The organism is Saccharopolyspora kobensis (assembly GCF_900108315.1).
Classification (GTDB): Bacteria; Actinomycetota; Actinomycetes; order Mycobacteriales; family Pseudonocardiaceae; genus Saccharopolyspora; species Saccharopolyspora kobensis.
On sequence record NZ_FNVB01000002.1, the window covers coordinates 445,038 to 467,982 of the forward strand.

20 protein-coding genes are annotated in these 22,945 nt (G+C 71.6%); 6 read left to right on the forward strand and 14 right to left on the reverse strand.

The features are described from left to right. Positions 1 to 75 precede the first annotated feature (75 nt). Complete coding sequence (locus C4T78_RS01965; RefSeq protein ID WP_235863092.1) at positions 76 to 1,176, reverse strand: glycosyltransferase; 1,101 nt, start codon at positions 1,174 to 1,176, stop codon at positions 76 to 78. Continuing rightward, a complete protein-coding gene (locus C4T78_RS01970) occupies positions 1,173 to 1,898 on the reverse strand; it encodes a LuxR C-terminal-related transcriptional regulator (RefSeq protein WP_235863091.1) in 726 nt (241 codons plus the stop codon). The genes C4T78_RS01965 and C4T78_RS01970 overlap by 4 nt, the downstream gene beginning before the upstream one ends. A 196-nt stretch (positions 1,899 to 2,094) precedes the next feature. On the opposite strand from C4T78_RS01970, the gene C4T78_RS01975 reads away from it, so the two are divergent. The 3 genes from C4T78_RS01975 (at position 2,095) to C4T78_RS01985 (ending at position 5,702) form a co-directional block, all read left to right on the forward strand. After that, entirely contained in the window at positions 2,095 to 3,138 is a 1,044-nt protein-coding gene (locus tag C4T78_RS01975) for a LacI family DNA-binding transcriptional regulator (RefSeq protein WP_177247427.1), read from the forward strand. A gap of 113 nt (positions 3,139 to 3,251) precedes the next feature. Next, positions 3,252 to 4,217 carry a nucleoside hydrolase gene (locus C4T78_RS01980; protein ID WP_093347902.1) on the forward strand — a complete coding sequence of 322 codons (966 nt, stop codon included), beginning with the start codon at positions 3,252 to 3,254 and terminating at the stop codon, positions 4,215 to 4,217. Positions 4,218 to 4,265: 48 nt separating this feature from the next. Beyond that, positions 4,266 to 5,702, forward strand: coding sequence for an MFS transporter (locus C4T78_RS01985; RefSeq protein WP_093347899.1), 1,437 nt, complete (start codon positions 4,266 to 4,268; stop codon positions 5,700 to 5,702). 69 nt (positions 5,703 to 5,771) lie between these two features. Here C4T78_RS01985 and C4T78_RS01990 read toward each other — a convergent pair whose 3' ends face one another. The 11 genes from C4T78_RS01990 to C4T78_RS02040 all read right to left on the reverse strand — a co-directional run bounded on the left by C4T78_RS01990 (position 5,772) and on the right by C4T78_RS02040 (position 19,369). Then, a complete protein-coding gene (locus C4T78_RS01990; RefSeq protein ID WP_093347896.1) occupies positions 5,772 to 7,067 on the reverse strand; it encodes a glycosyltransferase family 2 protein in 1,296 nt (431 codons plus the stop codon). Between the two features lie 18 nt (positions 7,068 to 7,085). Next, entirely contained in the window at positions 7,086 to 8,276 is a 1,191-nt protein-coding gene (locus C4T78_RS01995; protein ID WP_093347894.1) for a glycosyl hydrolase family 18 protein, read from the reverse strand. An 11-nt stretch (positions 8,277 to 8,287) separates the two neighbouring features. Beyond that, complete coding sequence (locus tag C4T78_RS02000) at positions 8,288 to 9,262, reverse strand: NAD-dependent epimerase/dehydratase family protein (RefSeq protein WP_093348606.1); 975 nt, start codon at positions 9,260 to 9,262, stop codon at positions 8,288 to 8,290. Beyond that, entirely contained in the window at positions 9,262 to 10,374 is a 1,113-nt protein-coding gene (locus C4T78_RS02005) for a glycosyltransferase (protein ID WP_093347891.1), read from the reverse strand. Before C4T78_RS02005 ends, C4T78_RS02000 begins: the two co-directional genes overlap by 1 nt. A gap of 36 nt (positions 10,375 to 10,410) precedes the next feature. After that, a complete protein-coding gene (locus C4T78_RS02010) occupies positions 10,411 to 11,814 on the reverse strand; it encodes a sugar transferase (RefSeq protein ID WP_093347888.1) in 1,404 nt (467 codons plus the stop codon). Continuing rightward, on the reverse strand, positions 11,811 to 13,034 hold the full coding sequence (locus C4T78_RS02015) for an NAD(P)-binding domain-containing protein (RefSeq protein ID WP_093347886.1): 1,224 nt from the start codon (positions 13,032 to 13,034) through the stop codon (positions 11,811 to 11,813). Before C4T78_RS02015 ends, C4T78_RS02010 begins: the two co-directional genes overlap by 4 nt. A gap of 167 nt (positions 13,035 to 13,201) precedes the next feature. After that, positions 13,202 to 14,479: a carboxylate--amine ligase gene (locus tag C4T78_RS02020; RefSeq protein ID WP_093347883.1), complete on the reverse strand. Its 1,278-nt coding sequence runs from the start codon at positions 14,477 to 14,479 to the stop codon at positions 13,202 to 13,204. 7 nt (positions 14,480 to 14,486) lie between these two features. Further along, the gene (locus C4T78_RS02025) at positions 14,487 to 15,833 is read right to left on the reverse strand and encodes a nucleotide sugar dehydrogenase (RefSeq protein ID WP_093347880.1); all 1,347 of its coding nucleotides are present in this window, start codon (positions 15,831 to 15,833) and stop codon (positions 14,487 to 14,489) included. A gap of 300 nt (positions 15,834 to 16,133) precedes the next feature. Beyond that, complete coding sequence (locus C4T78_RS02030) at positions 16,134 to 16,874, reverse strand: polysaccharide deacetylase family protein (protein WP_093347877.1); 741 nt, start codon at positions 16,872 to 16,874, stop codon at positions 16,134 to 16,136. A gap of 130 nt (positions 16,875 to 17,004) precedes the next feature. Next, a complete protein-coding gene (locus C4T78_RS02035; protein WP_177247426.1) occupies positions 17,005 to 18,729 on the reverse strand; it encodes an amidohydrolase in 1,725 nt (574 codons plus the stop codon). Positions 18,730 to 18,865: 136 nt separating this feature from the next. Further along, positions 18,866 to 19,369 (reverse strand): MarR family winged helix-turn-helix transcriptional regulator, encoded by a 504-nt coding sequence (locus tag C4T78_RS02040; RefSeq protein WP_093347871.1) that lies wholly within the window; start codon positions 19,367 to 19,369, stop codon positions 18,866 to 18,868. A 54-nt stretch (positions 19,370 to 19,423) separates the two neighbouring features. On the opposite strand from C4T78_RS02040, the gene C4T78_RS36875 reads away from it, so the two are divergent. The 3 genes from C4T78_RS36875 to C4T78_RS02055 all read left to right on the forward strand — a co-directional run bounded on the left by C4T78_RS36875 (position 19,424) and on the right by C4T78_RS02055 (position 22,067). Beyond that, positions 19,424 to 20,032, forward strand: coding sequence for a cupin domain-containing protein (locus C4T78_RS36875; RefSeq protein WP_235863090.1), 609 nt, complete (start codon positions 19,424 to 19,426; stop codon positions 20,030 to 20,032). Positions 20,033 to 20,227: 195 nt separating this feature from the next. Next, entirely contained in the window at positions 20,228 to 21,106 is an 879-nt protein-coding gene (locus tag C4T78_RS02050; RefSeq protein WP_093347868.1) for an NAD(P)-dependent oxidoreductase, read from the forward strand. A 244-nt stretch (positions 21,107 to 21,350) separates the two neighbouring features. Continuing rightward, positions 21,351 to 22,067 carry an LLM class flavin-dependent oxidoreductase gene (locus C4T78_RS02055; protein WP_235863089.1) on the forward strand — a complete coding sequence of 239 codons (717 nt, stop codon included), beginning with the start codon at positions 21,351 to 21,353 and terminating at the stop codon, positions 22,065 to 22,067. 24 nt (positions 22,068 to 22,091) lie between these two features. Here the strand turns inward: C4T78_RS02055 and C4T78_RS02060 are convergent, their stop codons facing one another. Then, positions 22,092 to 22,901, reverse strand: coding sequence for an endo alpha-1,4 polygalactosaminidase (locus C4T78_RS02060; RefSeq protein ID WP_235863088.1), 810 nt, complete (start codon positions 22,899 to 22,901; stop codon positions 22,092 to 22,094). Positions 22,902 to 22,945 lie beyond the last annotated feature (44 nt).

Here is a 22,945-nt window from a genome sequence, read left to right on the forward strand (position 1 = left end):
TACTCCACGTGCGGAAGGACATCGGCCTTCCAGGCTGTGGCCGGTGTGGTCCGCCTCGCCCGTCGCTACGTTGCGTCACTCCGCTCGATACGCCTCGGCGAGGGCGCTTGCCAACGCCCCGATCTCGTGACGCCCGTCCACCCGGGCGCGCGCGGTCGCCGCCAGGCGGGCGGCCCGATCGGGGTGGTCGAGCAGGTGGGCCACGGCGTCGGCCAGCAGGTCGGGCCGGTGCGGCGGCACGAGGAGCCCGGTCTCGCCGGGCGTCACGACGTCGCCGACGGCGTTGACGGCGGTGGCCACCACCGGAACTCCGCAGACCATCGCTTCGACGATCGCCAGCGGCAGGCCCTCGTAACGGCTGGGCAGGGCGAACACGTCGAATGCGGGCAGCAGGCGCACCACGTCGTCGCGCTCGCCGGTGAGCACCACGCGGACACCCGCTGCCGCGGCCTGCGCCCGGACTCGTGCGGCTTCCTCGCCATCGCCGATCCACACGCCCACCACGCCCGGGCGGCGCAGTGCGGCCAGCGCCGCGACGAAGTGCTCCGGTGCCTTCTGGTAGGTCAGCCTGCCGACCGCGCCGACCACGACGTCACCCGCAGCCAAGCCGAGCGACCGGCGAGCGTGCTGCCTGCTCGCTGCCGTGCGGGGCGGTGCGGAGTGGTCGACGGCCACGCCGATCGTGCGGATGCGGTCCGGCCGCAGCAGGCCGCGCTGCAACGCCTCCACGGCGACGCCCGTTCCGACGCACAGGCCGAGATCGGTGATGCGGCCGAGGCCCCGTTCGACCTCGATGTAGGCGCGGCGCCGGTAGACCGGCTGGAAGCGGTGGAACCCGAAGCCGTGGAAGGTGTGCACCACCCTGCCGACGCCGGCCCGCCGAGCCGCGATCCGGCCCACCGCGCCCGCTTTGGAGCAGTGCGTGTGCACCACGTCGAAATCCCGCAGCAGCGCGGTCAACCGCTGCAGGGCGCGCAGGTCGTGGGCCGGGGCGATGGGCGCGCGCAGCGCGGACTCGACGAGCGTCGGCACCCCGGCGGTGGGCAGCAGGCGGCCGGAACCGGCGATCACCGTCACCTGGAACTCGTCCGGGTCCAGCGCCTCCGCCCCGCGCAGCGCCATCGTTCCGGCGCCGCCCTCCAGCCGGGTGATGACGGTGGCGACCCGCAGGCTCACCTGGCGGGATCCGGTTCGTCGGCGCGCAGTCCCGCCGCGCGGGCGACGCTGACCGCTTCGAGCTGGCTGTGCACCTGGAGCTTGGCCAGGATGCTTCGGGTGTGCGTGCGCACGGTCTCGGCGGAGATCAGCAGTTCGGCGGCGATCTGCGCGCCGCGCTTGCCGTTGACCATGCCGGTCAGCACGTCCCGCTCCCGGTCGCTGAGCACGTCCAGCGGGCCGTCGCGCTGCCCGGCGCGCACGGCGTCCTCCCGCAGCTCGCGCAGCACGGGCCCGAGCAGGTCCGGCGGATACCAGCTGCGCCCGCGGCACACACCCAGCAGCACCTCGGTGAGCTCGTCGAGGCTCCGCTCCTTGGGCACCCAGGCGGCGGCGCCCGCGCGGGCGGCCGCGACGGCCTGGTCAGGCTCGCGGGTGCCGGTCAGCACCACGATCGCCGTGCCGGGCCGGATCCGCTGCACCTGGGTCACCAGGCGCCCGGCCGCGGAGCCCGCCGGTTCCACGTCCAGCGTCAGCACATCGGGTTTGGCCTGGCGGACCACATCGGACAGTCGCGGATCGCTGGTGGCGCAATGCCCCACGACCCACAGCTCGCTGCGCTCGGCCAGCTTGGCGCCGAGCGCCTCGGCGAGCATCACGTGATCGTCCACCATGAGCAGTCGCAGCACGTTCACCGCCCCAGCATCGCCGAACCACGGCGAGGAGTCCTCGTCCCAGCGCACGAGAACGCCTGTCCGACTCGATCGCCGAGAACTCCCCGGTCCCGGTGCTGGTCGCGCCCGCGATCGGCCAGGTCGGGGGCGCACCGGCGCCCGAATCTCTGTACATCACCCGAATTGATGACTAGGGTGACCGCACACCGAATGCAGTGCGGACATGGTTCATCCGGACCATGTAAACGTTTTCATAGGGAGCTCGATGGGGCGCAGGTCGCCGAGCGGGGCGAACATCGGCCAAGTGGCCGCGGAGGCCGGCGTGTCGGCGGCGACGGTTTCACGGGTGATCACCGGCGCTGACCGCGTCGCGCCCGAGACGGCGCGCCGGGTCCGGGAAGCCATCCGGGCGCTGGGCTACGAGCCCAACCGGCTCGCCCAGGGCCTGCGGCGCAGGCGGACCATGACCATCGGCCTCGTCCTGTCCGGCTTCACCAACTCCTTCTTCTTCGAACTCATCGCGCAGACCGCCGAGGTGGGCAAGGAAGCCGGCTACTCCATGCTGGTTTCGGGAGACGCGGATCCCGAGGGCGAGGCGCTCAGGCTCGCGGGCGGGCGCATCGTCGACGGGATCGTGTTCGTCGCCGCGCACGGCGAATCCCGGGCTTCGCGCCTCAACGACCTGAGCATCCCCATCGTGTGCTTCGACCGGGCCCCGGCAGATCTCTCCTGCCCGGTGGTGCAGATCGACAACGAGCGGGGCGCTCGCGAGGTCACGCGGCACCTCGCCGACCAGGGAGCGCGCAGGATCGCCCACATCGCGGGTCCGGCGGAGGTGCTGGCCAGCCAGCCCCGGCGCACCGGCTACCGCCTCGCGCTCGAAGACGCGGGCATCGAGCGCGATCCGGCGCTGGAAGTGCCCGGGGACTTCACCGAAGAAGCCGGCTATCGCGCGATGTACGAGCTCCTCGGACGCGGCGAGCCGTTCGACGGCGTCTTCGCGGCGAACGACCTGATGGCCATCGGAGCCATGCGCGCCGCAGCGGAATCGGGCATCCGCGTCCCCGACGACCTGCTGGTCGGCGGGTTCGACGGCATCAGCTCGGGCCGCTTCACCGTCCCCCGGCTGACCACCTGCGCCCAGCCGATCTCGCACATGGCGCGGCTGGCCGTCGCCAAGCTCCTCCGCACGATCGAATCCGGGGAAACGGCCCAGCACCGGGAGGACATCGTCGTCGCCGGTGAGCTCCTGGTGCGCGAATCCTCGACCCGCTGCGGATCGCCCCAGGACAGCCCGCCGGCGCGGTGACGCCGGGCAGAACCGTCCACATGCGACTCACACCCCGTTCGGGGGTGCACACCTCATCTCGCGGAACACACGAAGTGCGGCTGGCGCCTGGCCCGGCCCGAAAAGGGAGAACCATGAACGCATCCCACCCCCGCCCGGTCTACCTGGACTGCGATCCGGGAGTCGACGACGCCCTCGCCCTGGGATATCTGGTGGCCAGCCCGGCGGTCCGGCTGGTGGGCGTCGGGACCGTGTACGGGAACTGCTCGGCGGAGGTGGCGACGCGCAACGCCTGCGACTGGCTCGCCGTGATGGGCGCGCCCGAGGTGCCGGTCGCGATGGGTGCGAGCAATCCCAGCCGTGGCGAGTATCGCGGTGCCGCGACCTGGATCCACGGGGAGCGCGGCACCGGCGCGGTCACCCTGCCGGTGTCGGGCACCGCGCCCGTCAGCGCCACCGCCCCGGAACTCCTCGTCGAGCTCGCGCGGAAGCACGCCGGGAACCTGGAGATCATCACCGTCGGTCCCCTGACGAACCTCGCGCAGGCCCTCGCGATCGAGCCCGGGCTGCCCGGCATGGTCAAGCAGCTGACGATGATGGGAGGTGCTGCCCTGCACCCGGGCAACATCTCCCCCGTGACGGAGGCCAACGTCGGCAAGGATCCCGAATCCGCGCGCCTGGTCTTCCAGCAGCCGTGGCCGATGACCATGGTGGGCCTGGACGTCACGATGACCAACACGCTGGAGGAGGAGCACCGCCTGGCCCTGCAGTCCTCCGGCAGCAGGTCGGCCCGGCTCCTCGCCGAGGTCGTCGACTTCTACTTCGACTTCCACGTCGACGTCTACGGACGCCGTTGCTCGGCCCTGCACGACCCGCTCGCCGCGGCGATCGGCGCCGGTGGGCTGGTCCCGTCGCTCGCCCCGCTGGTCGACGTCGACGTCGACGACACCCGGGGCCCGGGCCGCGGGCAGACGATCTGCTCGCTGGGCGGCAAGTACCGGAACTACCCGCCGCAGGACGGCGCGCACTGCCGGGTGGCGCTGGAGATCGGCGCCCCGGTCGCACCGCACTTGGTCGACGTCCTGTCCACCTTGCCGTGAGCGATCCCGGCCCGCTGCTCCACTCCGCTCCCGAGAGGGGAAACCGAGATGTCACTGCCTGACACGTCGCTGTCGAAACCGATCACCGTCAACCAGGCCGCTCTGCTGGTGGGCCTGGTGGTCGCGGTCGTCGCCTTCCAGTTGAACGCCACCATGCTCAACCCCGCGGTCGAGCACATGCAGAACGACCTCAACACCACGACGGCCGCGATCGCGTTCTCCACCGCCCTGTTCTTCCTGTCCAAGGCGATCTTCCAGGTGTTCATGCCGCGCCTGTCCGACATGGTGGGGCGCCGGAGGATCCTCCTCGTCTCGCTGGGCGTCCTCGCGGTCGGAACGGTGATCGCCATGCTCGCCCCCAGTGTGGAATGGCTCTACCTGGGACGTGCCATCCAGGGCGCCTGCGGGCCGGTCTTCACGATCGCGCTGCTGACCCTTCGCGAGGCGGCGGCCACGGAGAAGGAGTACGGCACCAAGCTGGGCCTGGTCATCGCGATCAACGGTGGCATCGCCGGCGTCGACGTCGTGCTCGGCGGCTGGATGGCCGACCACCTCGGGTTCCGCTCCATCTTCGCCTTCACCCTGGTGGTGACGGTCCTGGCGATCATCGCGACCCGGCTCTGGGTCCCGGAGTCCGCTCCGTCGAAGGGCGGGCGGATGGACTGGATCGGCGTCGCCCTCGTCTCGGTCGTCGTGGTGGGCCTCAGCTGGGTGGTGGGCGGCGATCCGTTCAACCCGTTCCCGAGCGCGTGGACCGCCGTCTACGCCGTGATCACCGTCTGCGCCGCCGTGGCCTTCGTGGTGCACCAGCGCCGCTCCGCCCACCCGCTCATCCCGGCGGGACAACTGGGCAACCGCGCGATCTGGGCGATGCCGCTGACGACCATCCTGACGCTCACCGGGATCATGGCCGTCGTCAACCTCCTCGTGCCCTCCTTCACGCAGAACCCCACCGCCGGGTGGGGCATGCCGGCCACCACGGTGTCGCTGCTGTTCATGGCGCCCTACGCGCTCATCGGCTGGCTCGTGGGCCCGTTCGCCGGCCGCCTGGCCCCGCGCTTCGGCTACAACCGGATGCTCCAGCTCGGCCTGCTCTCCTCGGCGTTCGTCCTCGCGGCGCTGGCGCTGTTCGGTCTGAAGAACGCCTGGGCGCTGGGCATCCTGGTGTTCGTGCTCGGCATCACCTACGCCGGGTTCACCAACGTGATGCTCAACGGTCTGGGAGTCCTGCTCTCGCCCAAGGACGCGCCGGGCCTGCTGCCCGGGCTCAACGGAGCGTCGTTCGGAATCGGTGCCGGGCTGAGCTTCACGATTCTCGGGCAGACGATCACGCGGGGCTCCGCGGTGGGTTCCACCTCGGCGGCGGGCTACGTCACGGCGCTCTGGATGGCGATCGGCATCGTGGTGCTGGCGTTCCTGGTCACGCTGCTGCTTCCCAAGCACCCGACCGAGGCCGAGCAGGGCGAGGCACGAGCGTCGTCCTGATGGCAGTGCGGCCTCGGGGTCTCGACCCCGAGGCCGCACTCCGACGCCCTCCATCGACAGGGCCGGAAGTCAGCCGGTGGGGGCTGGTGGGCTCGGGGCGGTCGTCCGGCGACCCGGGCTGCGCCAGCGGCCGGAGGACTTCGTCAGCCAGGCACCGGGAATCGCGTACAGCGCGATCGCGGCGTCCAGCACCCGCAGCGGCAGGAACAGCAGGCCGACCAGCAGGTAGCGCGGCTGGCGGTGCAGCAGCGCGACGACGCAGGTCAGCAGCAGGTCCGGTACCAGCACGCCGAAGAGCAGTGCGGACGGCGTGGCGAATCCGCTGACGAACTGGTGCGCTTCGCCGAACACCGGAACCTGGGGCAGCGCGGGCAACAGCTCCGCCAGCAGGAGCACCACGACCACGATCGGCAGCACCACCAGGAGCAGGCTGCTGGTCAGCATCTCCAGCAGCAGCAACGCCAGCATGGCGGTGAACAGGTTGGCCCGCGGCGGGTGCAACCGCACCGTCTGCCACAGTCCCAGCGCCCAGCGCTTGCACTGCTTCACGTAGTCCTTGAGACAACCGGGATCCTGGGTGGCGGCCACCGCCGACGGCGTGAAACCGACCTTGCCGAGCCGTTTCTGGTACACCTCGAAGGTCATGTTGAAGTCCTCGATGACCAGTCCCGGCGGGTTCACCTCGATGCGCGGCAGCACCTCGGTGCGGTACATGCTGGCGAAGCCGGGGACGATGTGGGTGGCGTTGGTGCGCCGCCAGGTCTGGCCGAACTTCAGCAGGTACTGCGTCATGGTGTAGATCCGCTGCCGGTGCAGGGCGACGAGCTTGCCGACCGGCCCGAGCCCGCGCCCGCGCCAGTTCGTCCGGACGCACCCGGCCACGGCGACCACCTCGGGATCGTCGAAGAGCGGCAGGGCGGCGGCGAAGTAGCCGGGCTGCACGTGGGTGTCGGCGTCCAGCAGCATCACCACCGGGAAGCGCTCGACCAGGTCGAACCGGCGGATCGCCTCCTTGAGCGCACCGGCCTTGCCGACGTTGCGCGCGGTGCTGATCACCTGCACGCCGCAGTCTCGGGCCAGTTCCACGGTGCGATCGGTGGAACCGTCGGAGACCACGTGCACGTTCTCCGGCGGCACCAGCGCGGTGATCGCCGCGAGGCTGTCGGCGATGACCGCTTCCTCGTTGTGCGCCGGGATCAGCACCGCGACGTCGTCGACGCCGAGGGCGCGGTCGAACCGGTCCAGGCCGACCACGGTGCTGCGGCGGGTGCGCCACCCGTCGAGCAGCCGCAGCAGGCCGATCATCCCCCACAGCGCGAAGTTGGCGCCGAACACCGCGATCGCCAGCAACCACCACGGAACCATCCCACCCACCCCCGGCCGTCACTTCTCCACCGGCAGGCTGCGCGCGAGCTCGTGCCAGGTGTCGGTGTCCTCGTAGCCGAACATCCACAGGTAGACGCCGCCGATGCCCGCGCCGCGCGCCGCCTCGAACTTCGCCTTGGAGCTGGCCGCGTTCTCGAACCACACCTCGTGCGCACGGCCCTGCTCGTCGGTGTAGCGGAACCACGGCGACTGGGTCCGGGTGTCGTACTGCGGCTGCGCGCCGTGCTCGGTGGCCAGCTGGAACGCCTTCAGCCAGGTCACGCCGGTGCCCTCGCCGCCGGCCACCCAGTCGTAGCCGTAGAGCGGCACGCCCAGCACGATCCGCTCCGGCGGGACCTGCGTCCTGGCGTAGTCGAGCACCGACCGGATCCAGTCGATCGGCGCGACCGAGCCGGGCGGCGAGGTGTTCCAGTGGAAGTCGTAGCCCATCAGCCGGACCTGGTCGGCGGCCCGGCCGATCGCCGCGTAGTCCTGGGCCACGTTGCGCTCGTCGTAGCCGGCGTCGGTTTCCTTGGCGAACACCGCCACCGACAGCGTCTTGCCCACCGCGTCCAGCGCCGCGCCCAGTTCGGTGACGAAGTCGCTGAACACCTGGCGGTCGCCGGCGCGCAGGTTCTCGTAGTCGATGTCGATGCCCGCGTAGTCCTCCCGCTCGACCAGCTCCACGATCTCGGTGACGTGCCGGTGGCGTCGCACCGGATCGTGCAGCACCGCGGCCACCGGCTCGTAGGCCCACTTGCCATCGGTGATGTTGGCCAGCGACGGCACGATCGGGATCCCGGCGGCGCGCAGCTCCGCGATCCGGCCGCCCACCTCCGCGGTCTGCTCCGGCGGGTACTGCTCCAGCACCCCGCCGTCGGTGTCCAGCCCGTAGATCCACGGCGACACCTCGTTGACCGATTCGCGGTGCTTGACCACCATCTCGGTGCCGTTGCCCAGGTTCCAGAACGGCAGCGAGGCGACCACCACCGGGCTCTGCGCCACCGGGCCGCCGCCGCGGGGCACCACCAGGAAGGACACCACCAGGATCGACACCGCGATCAGCGCGAGCAGCCAGATCGAGCCGCCGAGCCGGCTGAAGGTGCGCACGCGGTGCGCCGCGCCGGGCCCGGTGGGCAGCACTTCGAACCGCTCGCGCCGATCCCGGTGCTCGCGCACCGCGTCGGCGAGCCGGCGGACCGGTCGCATGTCCCCTCCGCTCACGCCGTGGCCGGTTCGCCGGCCCGGGTCTGCTCGTCGATCACCGCGCGGACGATGTCGGCCAGGCTGCGCCGCGGCCGGAAGCCGATCAGCTCCCGCGCCCGCGAGCAGTCCGGCACCCGCCGCTGCATGTCCTCGTAGCCCGGCCCGTAGGCCTCCTCGTAGGGCACGTGGACGGTGCCGCTGGTCGAGCCGGTCATCGCGATGATGCGCGCCGCCAGGTCCTCGATGGACACCTGCTCGGTGCTGCCGAGGTTCACCGCCATGCCCTGCGCGCGGTCCAGCCGCACCAGCTGGATCAGCGCGGGCACCACGTCGGCGACGTGGCAGAAGCAGCGGATCTGCTTGCCGGTGCCGAAGATGGTCAGCGGCCTGCCCTGCAGCGCCTGGCCGACCAGCCGCGGGATGACCATCCCGTAGCGGCCGCTCTGCCGCGGCCCCACCGTGTTGAACAGCCGGACGATGACGGCTTTGAGACCGAGTTCCCGCACGTAGGAAGCGGTCAGGCTCTCGTCGATGGCCTTGGCCTCGGCGTAGGTCCAGCGGGACTTCAGCGGCGATCCGATGATCCGGTCGTCGCCCTCGACCAGCCCGACCTTGGTGTTCTTGCCGTAGACCTCGCTGGTGGAGGCGATCAGCGCGCGGGTGCCGTGCCGCAGCGCGGCGTCGAGCACGTTCTCGGTGCCGTGCACGTTGGTGAGCAGGCCCTGCAGGGTGCGCTCCTGGATGACGAACGCGCCGACCGCCGCGGCCAGGTGGAACACCACGTCCGCGCCCGCCATCACCTCGTCGACCAGCGCCTCGTCCAGGATGGAGCCCCGCACCAGCCGCAGGCCCGGGTGCTCGACCGGCAGGTTCGCCGACTGCCCGGTGCTGAGGTCGTCCAGCCCGACGACCTGGTGGCCGTCGGCGAGCAGCTGCTCGACCAGGTGCGATCCGATGAAACCGGCTGCGCCGGTGACCAGTGCGCGCATCACGCCCTCCCCGCCGGAACGCCCGAGCGGCGCCGGTGCCACAGCTGCGCGTAGAGGTCGTCGATGCGGCCGGTGACCGCCTCGATGCCGTAGCGGGCGCGGATCGCGGGCTCGTCCGCGCGGGGCCGGGCGGACATGATCTCCGCGGCGATCTCGGCGCGCATCCGCTCCGGATCGCCCGGCACCTGGCGGGCCCGGTCGGTGTCGATGCCGACCAGCGCCGGGCAGGTGGTGTAGAGCACCGGGACGCCGTTGGCCATCGCCTCCAGCACCGACAGGCCGAAGGTCTCCTGCTCGGAGGAGGCGACGAACAGGTCCAGCGCGGAGAGCATCGCGGCCACGTCGTGCCGCTGCCCGGCGAAGATCACGTGCTCGCCGACCTCGCGGGCGCGGGCCACCGCCGCCAGCCGCTCCCGGTCCGGCCCGTCGCCGACGATGAGCAGCTTGGTCTGCTGCCCCAGCAGCGGCGCCATCGCCTCGATGACCAGGTCGAAGCGCTTGTTGGGATCCAGCCGCCCGAGCACGCCCACCACGTAGGCGCCCGCGTCGATGCCGTGCTCCTGGCGCACGCTGCCGCGAGCGGCGTCGTCGTACTCGACCCGGCGGAAGTCGACGCCGTTGGGGATCACGGTGATCTTGCGCGCCGGCATCCCCCACTTGTGCAGCCGGTCGGCCACGGTGTCGGAGACCGCGATGGTGGCGTCCGAGCACAGGTCGGTGCCCAGGTACAGGGCGCGCACGCCGAGCGTCATCCGCCGCCGCTCCAGGTGGGTCTCGCCGATCGAGTGCTCGGTGGAGACCACGACCCCGGTCCCGGCCAGCCGCGCCGCGAGCCGCCCGTAGACGCAGGCCCGGTAGAGGTGGGTGTGCACCACGTCGTAGCGGCCTTCGCGGATCACGTCGCGCAGGGTCAGCACCGCGCCGATCTGCGTGTTGCGCCGCATGCCGAGATCGCGCACGCGCACGCCGTCGCCGGCGATCATCCCGGCCACGTCGCCGGGGTTGTACAGCGACACCACCTCGGCGTCGTGCCTGGTGTGCTGCAGCACCTGCCGCAGCTGCAGCTCAGCGCCCCCGACGCCGAGCCCGGTGATCACGTGCAAGACCTTCATCCGTCTCCCCCATCGCTGTCGTCGCGCAGTGCGGTGTCAATTCCGTACGAAATCGACCATCCGCCGTCCCCGGGCCGGGGCCCGGTGGGCGCCGGGTTGTCGGCGCGGTCGTGCCGGGCGCCGGTGGCGGGGACTCCGGCCGCCGAGCTCCCAGCGGAGGCCGGCCGCCAGCGCCGCCCGGAGCACGACCGCTGCCGTGCGGAGCACGATCACCGCGTCCCACCACGGCGACCAGTGCTCGATGTACTGGTTGTCGAAGCGCGCCCGGTCCGGGATGGAGGTGTCGCCGTGCAGGCCGTGCACCTGCGCCCACCCGGTCATCCCGCCGGGCATCCGGTGCCGGTCGCGGTAGCCCGGGATCTCCCGGCCGAAGCTCCGGGCGTAGTGCGGTCGTTCCGGTCTCGGGCCGACCAGCGACATCTCGCCGCGCAGCACGTTGAGCAGTTGCGGCAGCTCGTCCAGGTGCGTGCGGCGCAGCCACTTCCCGAGCGCCGTGCACTCCTCGGCGGCCACCGCCCAGCCCTGCGCCGCACCGGCGCGGACCGTCCGCAGCTTGAGCACCTCGCTGGTCCGGCCCGGCCCGGTCACCCGCAGCTGCCGGAAGAACACCGGGCCGGGGCTGTCCAGCCGCACCGCCACGGCCAGCACCAGCAGCAGCGGCGCGGACGCGGCCAGCATCAGCCCACTGAGGACGACGTCGAACGCGCGCTTGGCGCCGGTGCCGCCGAAGCGGCGCAGCGGGATCAGCGGGACGCCCCACAGCTCATCGGTCGCGCCGCGCGGCAGGGCCGTTCCGATCTCGGGCAACCTCGGCACCACGTACACCTCGGCGGACAGCGGACGGCTCGACCGGATCAGCGACGTGAGCGCTTCCTCGGCCGCATCGTCCGGGCAGAGCAGCACCCGGGTGAACCCCGCCAGATCGTCCACTTCGGACGGACGTGCCAACCGTGGCCGCAACCCGAACTCCGGGTGCGCCTGCGCGCTCTCGACGATCCGGGCGGCCAGCTCACCCGAACCGACCACCAGCGTCGGCTCGCCCAGCACCCCGCGCCGGTAGCCGCTGCGCAACGCCGCGTAGAAGCTCGCGCGACCCAGCACCAGCGCGCCGAACCCCGCAGCGGCGAGCGCGAGCAGTCCGCTCCCGGTCGACCACGGCGCGAGCACCGCCAGCGGCATCCCGGACGCGACGGCCAGCTGCGGCACCTGATCGGAAACCCGCGAGCAGATCCGCGCCCGGTGCTGCCCCTGAGCCGCCAGCACCAGCAGCACGAGCAGTGCGAACACCGCGCCGAGCAGCCAGTGCGCACCGGTGATCGGCACGACCGGCACCAGCGCGACCAGGTCGGCCGCCGGGAGCAGCCGACCACCGACCCGCCGGTGCACCAGCGGCCGCACCTCGGGCGGCTGCCGGGTCGCGGCGGCGTCGGTCAAGCTCATCCGGCACCTCCGGTCACCAGCGGCCGGGTCGCGCTCCGCTCGACCCGCGAGGCGATCCGCCGGGCCGCGTAGTCGGCCCCGTAGACGAACCGCATGACCGGGCCGTGGCTGGGCGCCACCAGCGGGCCGGTGAAGTACAGCCCCGGCACCGAGGACTCGAAATCGGCGTCCACCCGCGGAGTTCCGCCGACCAGCGAGATCGAGGAACGGAGCCCGGAGCCGATCATCCGCAGCCTGCTCAGCGCGGGCGGGTAACCGGTGGCGCAGATGACGTGGTCGGCGGCGAACTCGCGCACCTGCCCGCCGACCCGCACGCCCAGGCGCACCTGGTCACCGGTGGCCTTCGCCCAGTCCAAGCGGTGCCCGACGTGCACCGGGAAGCAGCCCTCCACCCGTTCCCGCAGCCACCAGCCGCCCGCCGGGCCGAGCGCGGTGCGCGCCCGCTCGATGCGCACCTGCTCGGGCAGGCGCCGGAACCACTCCGGGTGCTCGGAGTAGAACCAGGTGGACAGCCCCGAGCCCAGGCCGGCTTCCGGTTCCCGCATCCGCTGCCACAGCGAGCGGTCCGGCAGCAGCGGGTAGCCGTTCCAGCTCAGCCGGCGCCGCCGGGCCACCAACCGCGTCCTCGCGCCGTTCTCGTGCAGCAGCGCCGCCGTCTCCAGCGCCGACTGCCCGGCGCCGACCACGATGACGTCCTGGCCGTCGAACCCGCTGAGGTCGTCGTGCGCCGAGCTGTGCGTGCACAGCTCGGCGGGCAGCTCGGCCAGCACCTCCGGGATCCGCGGGAAGTGCTCGACGCCGACCGCGACCACCACCTGGCGGGCGTCGACGCGCTGCCCGTCGTCGAGGGTCAGCTCGAACCAGCCCGGCCGCTGCGCGACGTCGGTCACCAGCTGCTCCTCGACCTCCAGGCCGCGGCCCTGCTGGAACCACTCGCCGTAGTCCACGAAGTCCTGCAAGGACACCGGAATCCCGTAGTCGGCGTAGCGCTTTCCGGTCTCCAGGCAGAAGTTGCGCAGCGTGTGCGCACCGTCCGGGTCGGAGAGGTTCGAGGCGAAGCCCTGCGACTTGAGGAACATGCCGCGCGGCATGTGCTCGCGCCACAGCTTCATCGGCAGCCCGAACTGCCGGTGCGAAACCCCGGACCGGCGCAGGTGCGCGGCCAGCGACAGTCCGTAGGGCCCGGCGCCCACGACGGCCACGTCCACGAGATCGTTCATCAGTCCTCCTCTCCGCCTCTCCGCGATTCACAGTGGTGGTTGCGTCCAGGACTGATCTCGCGTTCGGCGGTTTCTTGTGGCTGGATTGCGTCACGTTCCCCTGATGTGCGGTTGGAGCAGGACCGCGGTTGGCACGGGGTCGCTCCTCTGTCCTCGAACAACGGGCCTCAGCCCTTCCTCTCCAGGTGCCCGCCGTCGTAGTTGCGGCCCGGGACGTACTGCGGTTCGGCCAGTTCCGGGTGCGGCTTGCCGCGCCGCCACGGGCGCACCACCGCGCGGCAGGCCATCCAGGTGCACATCAGCGCGAACGGCAGCAGGTCGTCGCGGGCGAACCAGGCCCGCTCGTGCACCCGCCGAAGCGACCCGGCCCAGGCCCGCAGCCCGAGCTCGCCGCGCGACCAGTACCGCAGCGCGGCGATCGGGTCGTAGTTCTCCACCAGGAACCGGCGACCGATCTCCGGCCGGCCGGCGGGCACCGGTTGCCCGGTGAGGTCCAGGTAGGACGCCAGCGCCACGTCCAGCCCCGCGCTGTCCCGGAACAGCCGGAACTGCGCGCCCAGCCGCGGGTTGAAGTCGAGCAGCTTGTACTGCCGGTCCCGGTCGTCCCACCGGAAGTCCAGGTCGACGATGCCGGTGTAGGACAACTTCGCCAGCAGCGCGGTCGCCGAGCGCAGCAGCGATTCGTTGTCCGCGCAGCGCCCGAGGCTGGTCAGCCCGGCGTGCGCCGGGTAGGACCGCTCCTTGACCCCGGTGAACGCCGGGCGGCACACCGAATCGGCGTCGCAGTAGCCGTGGAAGAACCAGTCGTGCTCGGGTCCGCCGGGGATGAACTCCTGGAGCATCAGCCCGCCGACGGCGTCGCAGCGCCGGTAGATCCCGGCGAGCTCGTCGGAATCCTCGACGATCGTGGTGCTGCGCACCTTGCCGCCGGTCGGCCGCCACGGCGTGGCCAGCTTGGCCACCAGCGGGTAGCCCACCCGGTCGGCGAACTCCAGCGCCTCCTCCCAGCTCCGGATCAGCCGCGCCTGCGCGCACGGCACGCCCAGCCGGCGGCACAGCTCGTGCATCGTGTACTTGCCCGCCAGCAGCCGCGGCAGGTCGTGCGGCGGCTGGGCGAACTGGAACCACATCCGCAGCGGATCGCCGTGCTCGGCCAGGAAGATCGCGGCCGCGTCGTCGGTGGGGATGAGCACGGCGGTGCGCCCGATGCGCTGGGCCAGCTGCATCAGCCCGAACCGGATCGCCTCGGCGTCCCCGGGATCGGGGCTCCACAGCCACCGGCCGCGCACGTACCTCGAGTGCGCCGCGGGTGCGAGGGAGTCCTCGTGCACCGCGTACACCGGAACACCGGCGCGGCCGAGGCTGCGGATCACCCCGAGGCCGCCGTGGTGCAGCACGTTCGGATCGAGCTTGAACACCACGGCGGGCGTGGTCGTGTCGTACATCGGCACCTCACAACACGCGCCGGTGCGGCACGGCGTCGAACTGGTAGGTCGCGTCGAGCACGCGCGGGCAGTCCCGCGCCCAGCCGTAGTCGGCGCCCGGGTGCACGGTGTGGATGACCGTGACGTCCCAGTCCCGGCCGCGCGGCTCGGGCTCGCTGGTCATCCGGGCGCCGCTGGGCAGCTCGATCTCGGGCAGCAGCGGATCGTGGTAGTGCACGTCGATGCCCAGCCGCCGCAACCCGGCCAGGATCGGCAGCGCCGGGGACTCCCGCAGGTCGCGCACGCCCGCCTTGTAGCTGACCCCGGCCAGCAGCACCCGCGCCCCGGAGTGGTCGATGCCCGCCTCGCCGAGCATCTCCACCACCCGCTGCACCACCCGGCCCGGCCGCCGGTCGATCGAGCGCATCGCCTCTTCGATCAACGGCGCCGACAGCCCGCGCCGGCCCAGCTGCCACAGCAGGTAGTGCGGGTCGCAGGGGATGCAGTGCCCGCCGACGCCGGGCCCGGGGAAGCTGCCCAGGAATCCGTAGGGCTTGGTGCCCGCCGCGACGGTGACCTCGATCGGGTCCAGGCCCAGCACCGAGCAGGCGTCGGCGATCTCGTTGGCCAGCGCCAGGTTCACCGCGCGGAAGATGTTCTCGTAGAGCTTGGTCAGCTCGGCGGCCTCCGGGGAGCTGACCAGGTAGACTTGGTCGGTCATCCGCCGCACCACCTCGGCCGCGCGCCGCGCGCACCGCTGCGTGACACCGCCGACGACCCGCGGCGTCCGCCGCTGCACGTGGTCGAAGTTGCCGGGATCGATGCGCTCCGGGCTGAACGCCACGTGCACCTCTTCACCGACCCGCAGTCCGAGCTCGCGCAACGGCTCCACCAGCAGCTGCCGGGTGGTGCCGACGTAGGTCGTCGAGGTCAGGATGATCACCTGCTCGCGCCGGGCGTGCGCCACGACGGTGCGGCAGGCCGCCTGCAGCGCGGCGAGGTCCGGCGTCCGCGCGGCGTCGACCGGCGTCGGCACGCAGACGATGACCGCGTCGGCGGCGGCGAGCGCGGCCGGATCGCTGGTCAGCGCCAGCCCGCCACCGGCCAGTGCGGCGGCCAGCTCGCGACGCTCCTCGGCGGGCAGGTCCACCTCGCCGGTCTCGATCTCGAGGAGCCGCTGCCGGCTGATGTCGAACCCGACGACCTGCGTGGAAGCGTCGTGCAGCGCGCAGGCGGTGGGCAACCCGACGTAGCCCAGCCCGACGACCGCCACCGTCTCGGTGCGTTCCGGCGCGGCCGGTTCGAAGGCGATCAGCCGGTCGGCCAGCAGCCGCTCCCGGCCGTTGATCGCCAACGACAGCGAATGTCCGCTCACGGTCCCTCCCCCAGTTCGCCGTGCTCGCTGAGCAAAACCCTCGCACCCGAGCGCCGCCGAGGTCTCCCACACGCAGGTGAGTGCGCTTACCGAAACTTGAGGACGCTCCCCGTTGCGCCCGACCAAGACGCCGCAATTTCAATGGAAATCGCACGTCCGATTTCAATGGAACTTGCGGGCACCACCGGCGTGTCGGATCCCCAACACACCGCGGGCGCGTCGGGACCTACGCAATTTCAATGGAAATCGCACGGCTGATTTCCATTGAAATTGCGGCGTGTCCGGGCCCGAGGCACGTCGTCAGCGGCGGCTGGTGAGGCGGTGGCGGAGGTGCTTGGCGCGCAGGCGGAGCGCGCCGTCGCGGTCACCGATGTAGGTGCGCGGCAGCGCATGGGGGCCGGAGACATCCGAACGCCAGATGGCGCAGGCGTATTCGTAGCCCGCCGCCGCCACGGCGTCCACCACGCGCCGGTCGACGTCGCCGTACGGGTAGCAGAAACCGGCGACCTCCTGGCCGGTGATCTCGCGCAGCAGGTCCCGGCTCGCCACCGATTCGGCGACCAGCTCGTCGTCGTCCAAATAGGACATGTGCTGGTGCAGCAGGCCGTGCGAGCCGACCTCCGCACCCGCCGCGGCGACCTCCTGGATCTCCTCGGCGGTCATCAGCCGCTTGCGCGGCCCCGCCGGGTCCCACTCGTTGTCCCCGCCGATCCGCCCGGCGATCACGAACACCGTCGCGGTGCACCCGTGCCGCTGCAGCGCGGGCACCACGTTGCGCGCGAAATCGGCGTAGCCGTCGTCGAAGGTCAGCCCGACCAGGCCGCGCGCCTCCCCCGCGCGACGCGCCCGCATCAGCTCGCCCATCGACACCCCGCGCAGCCCGTTGTCCCGCAGCCAGCGCAGCTGCTGGTCGAAACGGCGCGGATCGACGGTCACCAGGTACGGGTCGTGCTGGTGGACGGCGACCGAGTGGTACATCAGCACGTACGGGAACGGACGCCCGGTGTCGCTCCGGGTCAGCTTGCTCACGGTCTGCGTCATGGCTCGCCGCTTTCCTCGGCAACGGGTCGCCGACCGGTTGCAACCACCCGGCCGGCCTGCCGAGCCTAAGCAGCGATCGGCGACCCCGGATCCGGTCGCCGGAGTACCCGCACTACCGCATCGGCACGGACTACAGATCCCCGTACTCGCCGACGCGGCGCCCGGCGACCCAGGTCTGCAGCGTCTTGGTCTGCCAGCGCGCCCGGCCGGACGGCGGGTCCAGCGGGTCCTGGTCGAGGATCACGAAGTCGGCCCGCTTGCCCGGTTCCAGGCTGCCCAGCACCCGTTCCTGGTGCGCGGCGAACGCGGCGTCGAGGGTGAAAGAGCGCAGCGCCTCATCCGGCTTCATCGCCTGCTGCGGGTACCAGCCGCCGACCGGCCGGCCCTCCCGGTCGGTCCGGGTGATCGCGGCGTGCAGTCCGTCGAACGGGTTCTCCGAGGACACCGGGAAGTCCGAGCCCGACGCGATGGTGATGCCCTGGTCCAGCATGGTCCGCCACGCGTAGGCGCCCGCGATGCGCTGGGCCCCGACGCGCTCCTCCGCCATGTTCATGTCGTCGGTGGCGTGCACCGGCTGCATCGAGGCGATGATCCCGTGCCTGCGCAGCCGCGGGATGTCCTCCACCGCGAGGACCTGAGCGTGCTCGATGCGGTGCCGCATGTCGCCGCCGACCTCGGCCATCGCGGCCTCGTAGGCGTCTAGCACCATCCGGTTGCCCGCGTCGCCGATGGCGTGCGTGGCGACCTGGAAGCCGTCCCGCATCACCTGCGTGACGCGGTTGCGCAGTTCGGCGGCGTCCATCTGCGGCAGCCCGGAGTTCTCCGGATCGTCGCTGTAGGGCGCGAGCATGGCGGCGCCGTGCGAGCCCAGCGCGCCGTCGATGTAGAGCTTGACGGTGCGCACCCGCAGCATGTCCTCGGCGAAGGAATCGCCGCGCGCCTGCGCGCCGAGCTCGCTGTAGGCGTCGTAGGTCAGGAACGAGTTCGTGCGGATCGTCAGCTCACCGGAGGCGGCGAGCTGGTGCAGGACCGCGAGCTCGGCGGCGCTGGTGCCCGCATCGCTGACCGAGGTGAGCCCGACCTCGTTGAGCTTGCGCTGCGCGGCGATGAAGTTCTGCTTGAGGTCTTCGGTCGTCGGCTTCGGCAGGTGCGCTTCGACGAGGTCCTGCGCGGCGTCGACGAAGGCCCCGGTGGGCGCACCATCGGCACCGCGCACGATCTCCCCGCCCGGAGGCGTCGGGGTGTCGCGGGTGATGCCGACCTGCCGCAGCGCGGCGGTGTTGGCCACTCCGGCGTGCCCGTCGACGCGCACCAGCCACACCGGCCGGTCCGGCACCACGGCGTCGAGGTCCGCCGCCGACGGCAGCCTGCCGGAGCCCCAGATCACGTCGTTCCAGCCGCGCCCGAGGATCCACGGCCGCTCCGGGTGCGCGGCGGCGAAGGCCTTGAGCGCCTGCATCGCCTCACCCAGCGACTTGGTCCCGGCGAGGTTGAGCTGCGAGACGTTGGCCCCGAGCTGCCCGAAGTGCCCGTGCGCGTCGTGCAGACCCGGGATGAGCACGCGGCCGCGCCCGTCGATGCGCTCGGCTCCTCCGGTGTTGGCCACGTCGAGCCCGCTGACGCGCCCGTCGGCACCGACCAGCAGGCTGGAGAACTCGAACGGTCCGTCGGGGGTCAGCGTGAAGCCCCGGACGTTGTCGATCAGCACCGGGCCGCCCCGCTGCGCGGAACCCGGTTCACCGCTGGAACACCCCGCCGCGACCGCCACCCCGGCGGTGGCGAGTCCGACGAGCTTGAGGAACTGCGCCCGCGAAATCCGGGGCTGCGGGGAACGCCGACAACACTCCTGGCACACGCCGACCTCCTAGCTGATCATCGCCAAGCGAACGTAAGCCCACGTCCTTGTCCGGTCAATCAGCAGAAGGTGGCCGGATCGCCCGGCGAGCCCGCTCGCTGCTTGCGCCCACCACCAGCAAACCCCAGGTCAGGCCTCAGCCGGCCGGTGTGGTGTCGCCGTGGGACTCCAGCACGGCGGCGAGTGCGACGGCGAGGTTCTCGCGCCCGTCGCGGTCGAGCCCGCCCAGCAGCCGGGCCTCGTTGGCCAGGTGCAGCGGGAGGACGCGGTCGATGACCTCCAGCCCGCGCTCGGTGAGCTTGATCTTGACCGAGCGCCGGTCGACGTCGTCGCGCACCCGGGTGACCAGGCCCTTCTTCTCCATGCGATCGACGCGCAGCGTGATCGCCCCGGTGGTCACGAGGGATTCCTTGAGGAACGTCCCGGCGGTCAGCGCGTAGGGCTCGCCGGAGCGCCGGAGCGTGGACAGGATGTCGAACTCGCCCGGTTCGAGGTCGTGCTCGGCAAGGAAGTCCTTGATCTCCTTGTCCCACAGCCGGGACAGCCGCATGATCCGCCCGACCACGCCGATCGGCGTGAAGTCCAGGTCAGGGCGTTCCTCGCGCCATTGCGCCAGCACCGCGGACACCGCATCGGCCATGGATCCTCCTCCGGAACAGATAGCTTAGCGCTCATTTAATTGACACTCACGCAAGTGTTGATTATCTTAGCGCCCACCTACTTGGCGGTCGACCGGTACCCGGCGACCCACCAGCTGCTCGACCACCGAGCGCACCCCCGAGATCCAGGAGCGATCGTGTCCTACCCCGAACCCCGCTACTTCGGTGAGCACGGCGAGATCAACGCCGACTTCCGGCCCGCGACCACCGGCCCCGACTTCGTCGCCAAGCCCGCAGGCGCCACCGACGACGACCCCCGGGCCACCTCCTACCACTACCTGTCCACCACCGCCTCCACCGGCGGCGAGTACGGCCTGTACCGGGTGGACATGGGCCCGGAATCCGTCGGGCCGAGCACGCACTTCCACAAGGCCATCTCGGAGTCGTTCTTCATCCTGTCCGGCACCATGCGGCTGTTCGACGGCGAGCGCTGGATCGACGCGACCTCCGGCGACTACCTGTACGTGCCCGTGGGCGGACTGCACGCCTTCCGCAACGAATCCGGCGAACCCGCCTCCATGCTCATGCTCTTCGCCCCGGGCGCACCTCGCGAGGACTACTTCGAGGGCCTCCCGGAACTGGCCTCCCTCAGCGAGGAGGAGCGCAGGGAATTCGTCCTCCGCCACGACAGCTTCTTCGTCTGATCGCGAACCCCGAGCCCACCACCCGAGAAGAAATCCGTTCCCATGACCAACGTCGCCGTCGAGTTCCAGGCCCGCCGCGCGGTCGAGATCGCATCGGCCCTGCAGCGCGGATTCGCCGCCGCCTGACGCCGCCGAGTTCCGAGTTCGCTGATCGCCCCGGGACCTCCGGGGCGGCATTTCGAGGAGAGCGAGCAGATGACCAGCGAGGTTGAGCCCGCGGTGACGGTGATCGGGTCGGGCGAGATGGGATCGGCCGTCGCCGGAGCGTTCCTGGGCGGTGGACACCCGACGACGGTGTGGAACCGCACCGCGGAACGGGCCGACGCACTGGTGTCCCGGGGCGCGCAACGTGCTGGGACGGTCCGGGACGCCGTGCTCGCCAGTCGACTCGTGGTCGTTTCGGTGCAGGGCAACGAAGTGGCGCGAGACGTCCTGGACGCCGCTGGCGAGGCGTTGTCCGGGCGCGTCGTCGTCAACCTGACGGACGGCCCGTCGGCGGCAGCGCGCGAGGTCGCCGAGTTCGCCGCGGCCAGGGACGCGAAGTACCTGCACGGGCAGATCATGACCATCGCGCCCGGCATCGGCTCGCCTGATGCGGTGGTGTTCTACGGCGGCGCTCAAGCCGCTTACGACCACTACCGCCCGGCGCTGGAGCGGCTGGGCGGCCGGAGCGCCTTCGTCTCGACCGACCCCGGCGTGCCGGGGCTCTACGGCATGGCCGTGCACGGCACGATGTGGGGACTGCTCAACGGATTCCTGCACGCAGCGGCGCTGCTGTCGAGCGAGGGCATCACGACCGAGCAGTTCCTGGAGCACGCCGACCCGTCGTTGGCCGCGCTGGCGGCGTTCCTCCCGATGCTCGGCGGCGAAGTGGACCGCGCCGAGCACGCGACCGAGTTCGGCGGCCTCAAGCACCACCTGCCGTCGATCGACGACCTGGTGGCGGAGAGCCGCGCGCGAGGTCTGGACGTCGAGCTCCCGGCGTACTCGCAAGCCCTGGTGAACCGCGCTCTGGACGACGGCCACGGCGACGACAGCTACTCCCGCCTGGTCGACTACTTCAAACGCGGTTGACCACGGCGCGAGGCACCGCCATAGAGTGGGGCCACTCTGATCAGGTTCTCCAGGAGTGCGCCGCAGAACGAGAACCCGCTTGCGCGAAACGAGGGGGCGGCACAGGTGTTCACCCTGCCCTTCTGGAGGCGCAAGACATGAAGATCGGCCTCGGCCTGCCCATCGCCGAACCCACCGCCCTGCCGACCTGGGCGCGACTCGCCGATGACGGCCCGTTCAGCACCCTCGTCTGCTGGACCGACTGGTGTACGACAACCCGGAGCCCCTGGTCACCCTGGCGACGCTCGCCGGCGCGACCCGCCGCATCCGGCTCCAGACCGAAGTCCTGCTCGCCCCGCTGCGCCAAACCCCGCTGCTGGCCAAGCAAGCGGCGACCCTGGCCCAGCTGAGCGGGAACCGCTTCACGCTCGGCATCGGGGTCGGCGGCCGCGAGGACGACCACGCGGCCGCCGGTACGGATCTCAAGCGCCGCGGCCGCATCCTCGACGAGCAGATGGACCTGGTGCACCGCCTGTGGTCCGGCGAACCGCACAGCGACAGCGCCGGGCCGATCGGTCCCGCGGTCCGCCCGGAGATCCTCTTCGGCGGCTTCCGCCCGGCGGCGATCGACCGGGTCGGCCGCTGGGGCGACGGGTTCCTGGCCGCAGGCCCGCTGGAGTACGTGGAAACGACGTTCGGCCTCGCCCGGAACTCCTGGCAGGAGCACGGCCGCCCGGGCGAGCCCCGCCTGATCGGCCAGCTCAACACGGCGATCGGCCCGGACGCGGTGGCCGACGGAGCCCGGGCCGAGATGATCCGCTACTACGGCGACGCGAACTTCGCCAACGCTGTGGTCACCACTCCGGCAGCCCTGAGAAGCCAGCTCGCCCGACTCGAATCCCTGGGCGCGGACGAAGCGATCCTCTACTGCTGGTCCCCCGACCCAGCCCAGGTGAACCACCTGGCGGACCTCCTCCCGTAACCCCACCCGTGCGCACGAGAGCGGTCAGCACTGGTGGTAGAAGTGCTCTTCATCGCCGGGCGGGACGAGATCGCGGTCCCGGATCACCGTTGCTCGGGGGCGGTCCTGCCGGGCGCACGTCTGCTCCGGTGGTTCCGCGAGGTTGTCCGTGTACTCGACGTCGATGACGCGGTCTCCGTAGGCGGCCGCGTAGTCGGCGCATTCGTCGTGCTGGAGGCATTCCTCGGCCACCGCGAAGTCGAAGCCCACTCGACCGGTCAGGTCCGCGGCGTTCTTCTGGCCGATGAGCAGGCCCGCGTGGTGGGCGATCCGCGCCAGGTCCGCCGCGAAGGCGAGGTTGTCCTCGGCGGTGAGTGCTCCGTCCGAGCGCGTGTAGGAATCCAGGTTGTCGATCTCCACCGCGTCGAAACCGGCCGCCGCGCAAGACTCGATCGTCCGGCCCCGGATCTCGGCCAGTCGGCGGCGCTTGTCGGGCGTGGAGGTGTCGAGGAGCAGCTCGTCGGGCCAATCCTCGTCGACGACCGGGCCACCGCCCTCGAACAGCACCAGGTCGCGCCGATCGCGCAGCCACACCTCGCGCTCCGCCGGTTGCGTCTGGAACCCGTTGACGTAGCAGACGTTGAAGATCCCGGCAGCGGGTTGCGCCGTGCTGTCCCGGACAACCAGTCCAACACCGTCGGGCGGCGGATACGCACCACCCAGCTGGTAATCGACTGCCGCTCCAGCGGGAAAGGCCGAACCCCCCACCTCCGGCTCACCGACGGGGCCGGGACCGGCTGAACACCCGCTGATCACAAGCAGCACGGCGAACACCGAGCACACCGCCGACCGCACGCCGCTGCCTCCCCCACCGCCGAGACGCATGCCGCCCGGCGCTC

Excerpts from the sequence above, each read along its gene's own strand:
- C4T78_RS01975 (WP_177247427.1), top strand. The coding sequence starts at position 2,095 with ATGGGGCGCAGGTCGCCGAGCGGGGCGAACATCGGCCAAGTGGCCGCG.
- C4T78_RS01980 (WP_093347902.1), top strand. The coding sequence starts at position 3,252 with ATGAACGCATCCCACCCCCGCCCGGTCTACCTGGACTGCGATCCGGGA.
- C4T78_RS01985 (WP_093347899.1), top strand. The coding sequence starts at position 4,266 with ATGTCACTGCCTGACACGTCGCTGTCGAAACCGATCACCGTCAACCAG.
- C4T78_RS01990 (WP_093347896.1), bottom strand. The coding sequence starts at position 7,067 with ATGGTTCCGTGGTGGTTGCTGGCGATCGCGGTGTTCGGCGCCAACTTC.
- C4T78_RS01995 (WP_093347894.1), bottom strand. The coding sequence starts at position 8,276 with ATGCGACCGGTCCGCCGGCTCGCCGACGCGGTGCGCGAGCACCGGGAT.
- C4T78_RS02000 (WP_093348606.1), bottom strand. The coding sequence starts at position 9,262 with ATGCGCGCACTGGTCACCGGCGCAGCCGGTTTCATCGGATCGCACCTG.
- C4T78_RS02005 (WP_093347891.1), bottom strand. The coding sequence starts at position 10,374 with ATGAAGGTCTTGCACGTGATCACCGGGCTCGGCGTCGGGGGCGCTGAG.
- C4T78_RS02010 (WP_093347888.1), bottom strand. The coding sequence starts at position 11,814 with ATGAGCTTGACCGACGCCGCCGCGACCCGGCAGCCGCCCGAGGTGCGG.
- C4T78_RS02015 (WP_093347886.1), bottom strand. The coding sequence starts at position 13,034 with ATGAACGATCTCGTGGACGTGGCCGTCGTGGGCGCCGGGCCCTACGGA.
- C4T78_RS02020 (WP_093347883.1), bottom strand. The coding sequence starts at position 14,479 with ATGTACGACACGACCACGCCCGCCGTGGTGTTCAAGCTCGATCCGAAC.
- C4T78_RS02030 (WP_093347877.1), bottom strand. The coding sequence starts at position 16,874 with ATGACGCAGACCGTGAGCAAGCTGACCCGGAGCGACACCGGGCGTCCG.
- C4T78_RS02040 (WP_093347871.1), bottom strand. The coding sequence starts at position 19,369 with ATGGCCGATGCGGTGTCCGCGGTGCTGGCGCAATGGCGCGAGGAACGC.
- C4T78_RS02050 (WP_093347868.1), top strand. The coding sequence starts at position 20,228 with ATGACCAGCGAGGTTGAGCCCGCGGTGACGGTGATCGGGTCGGGCGAG.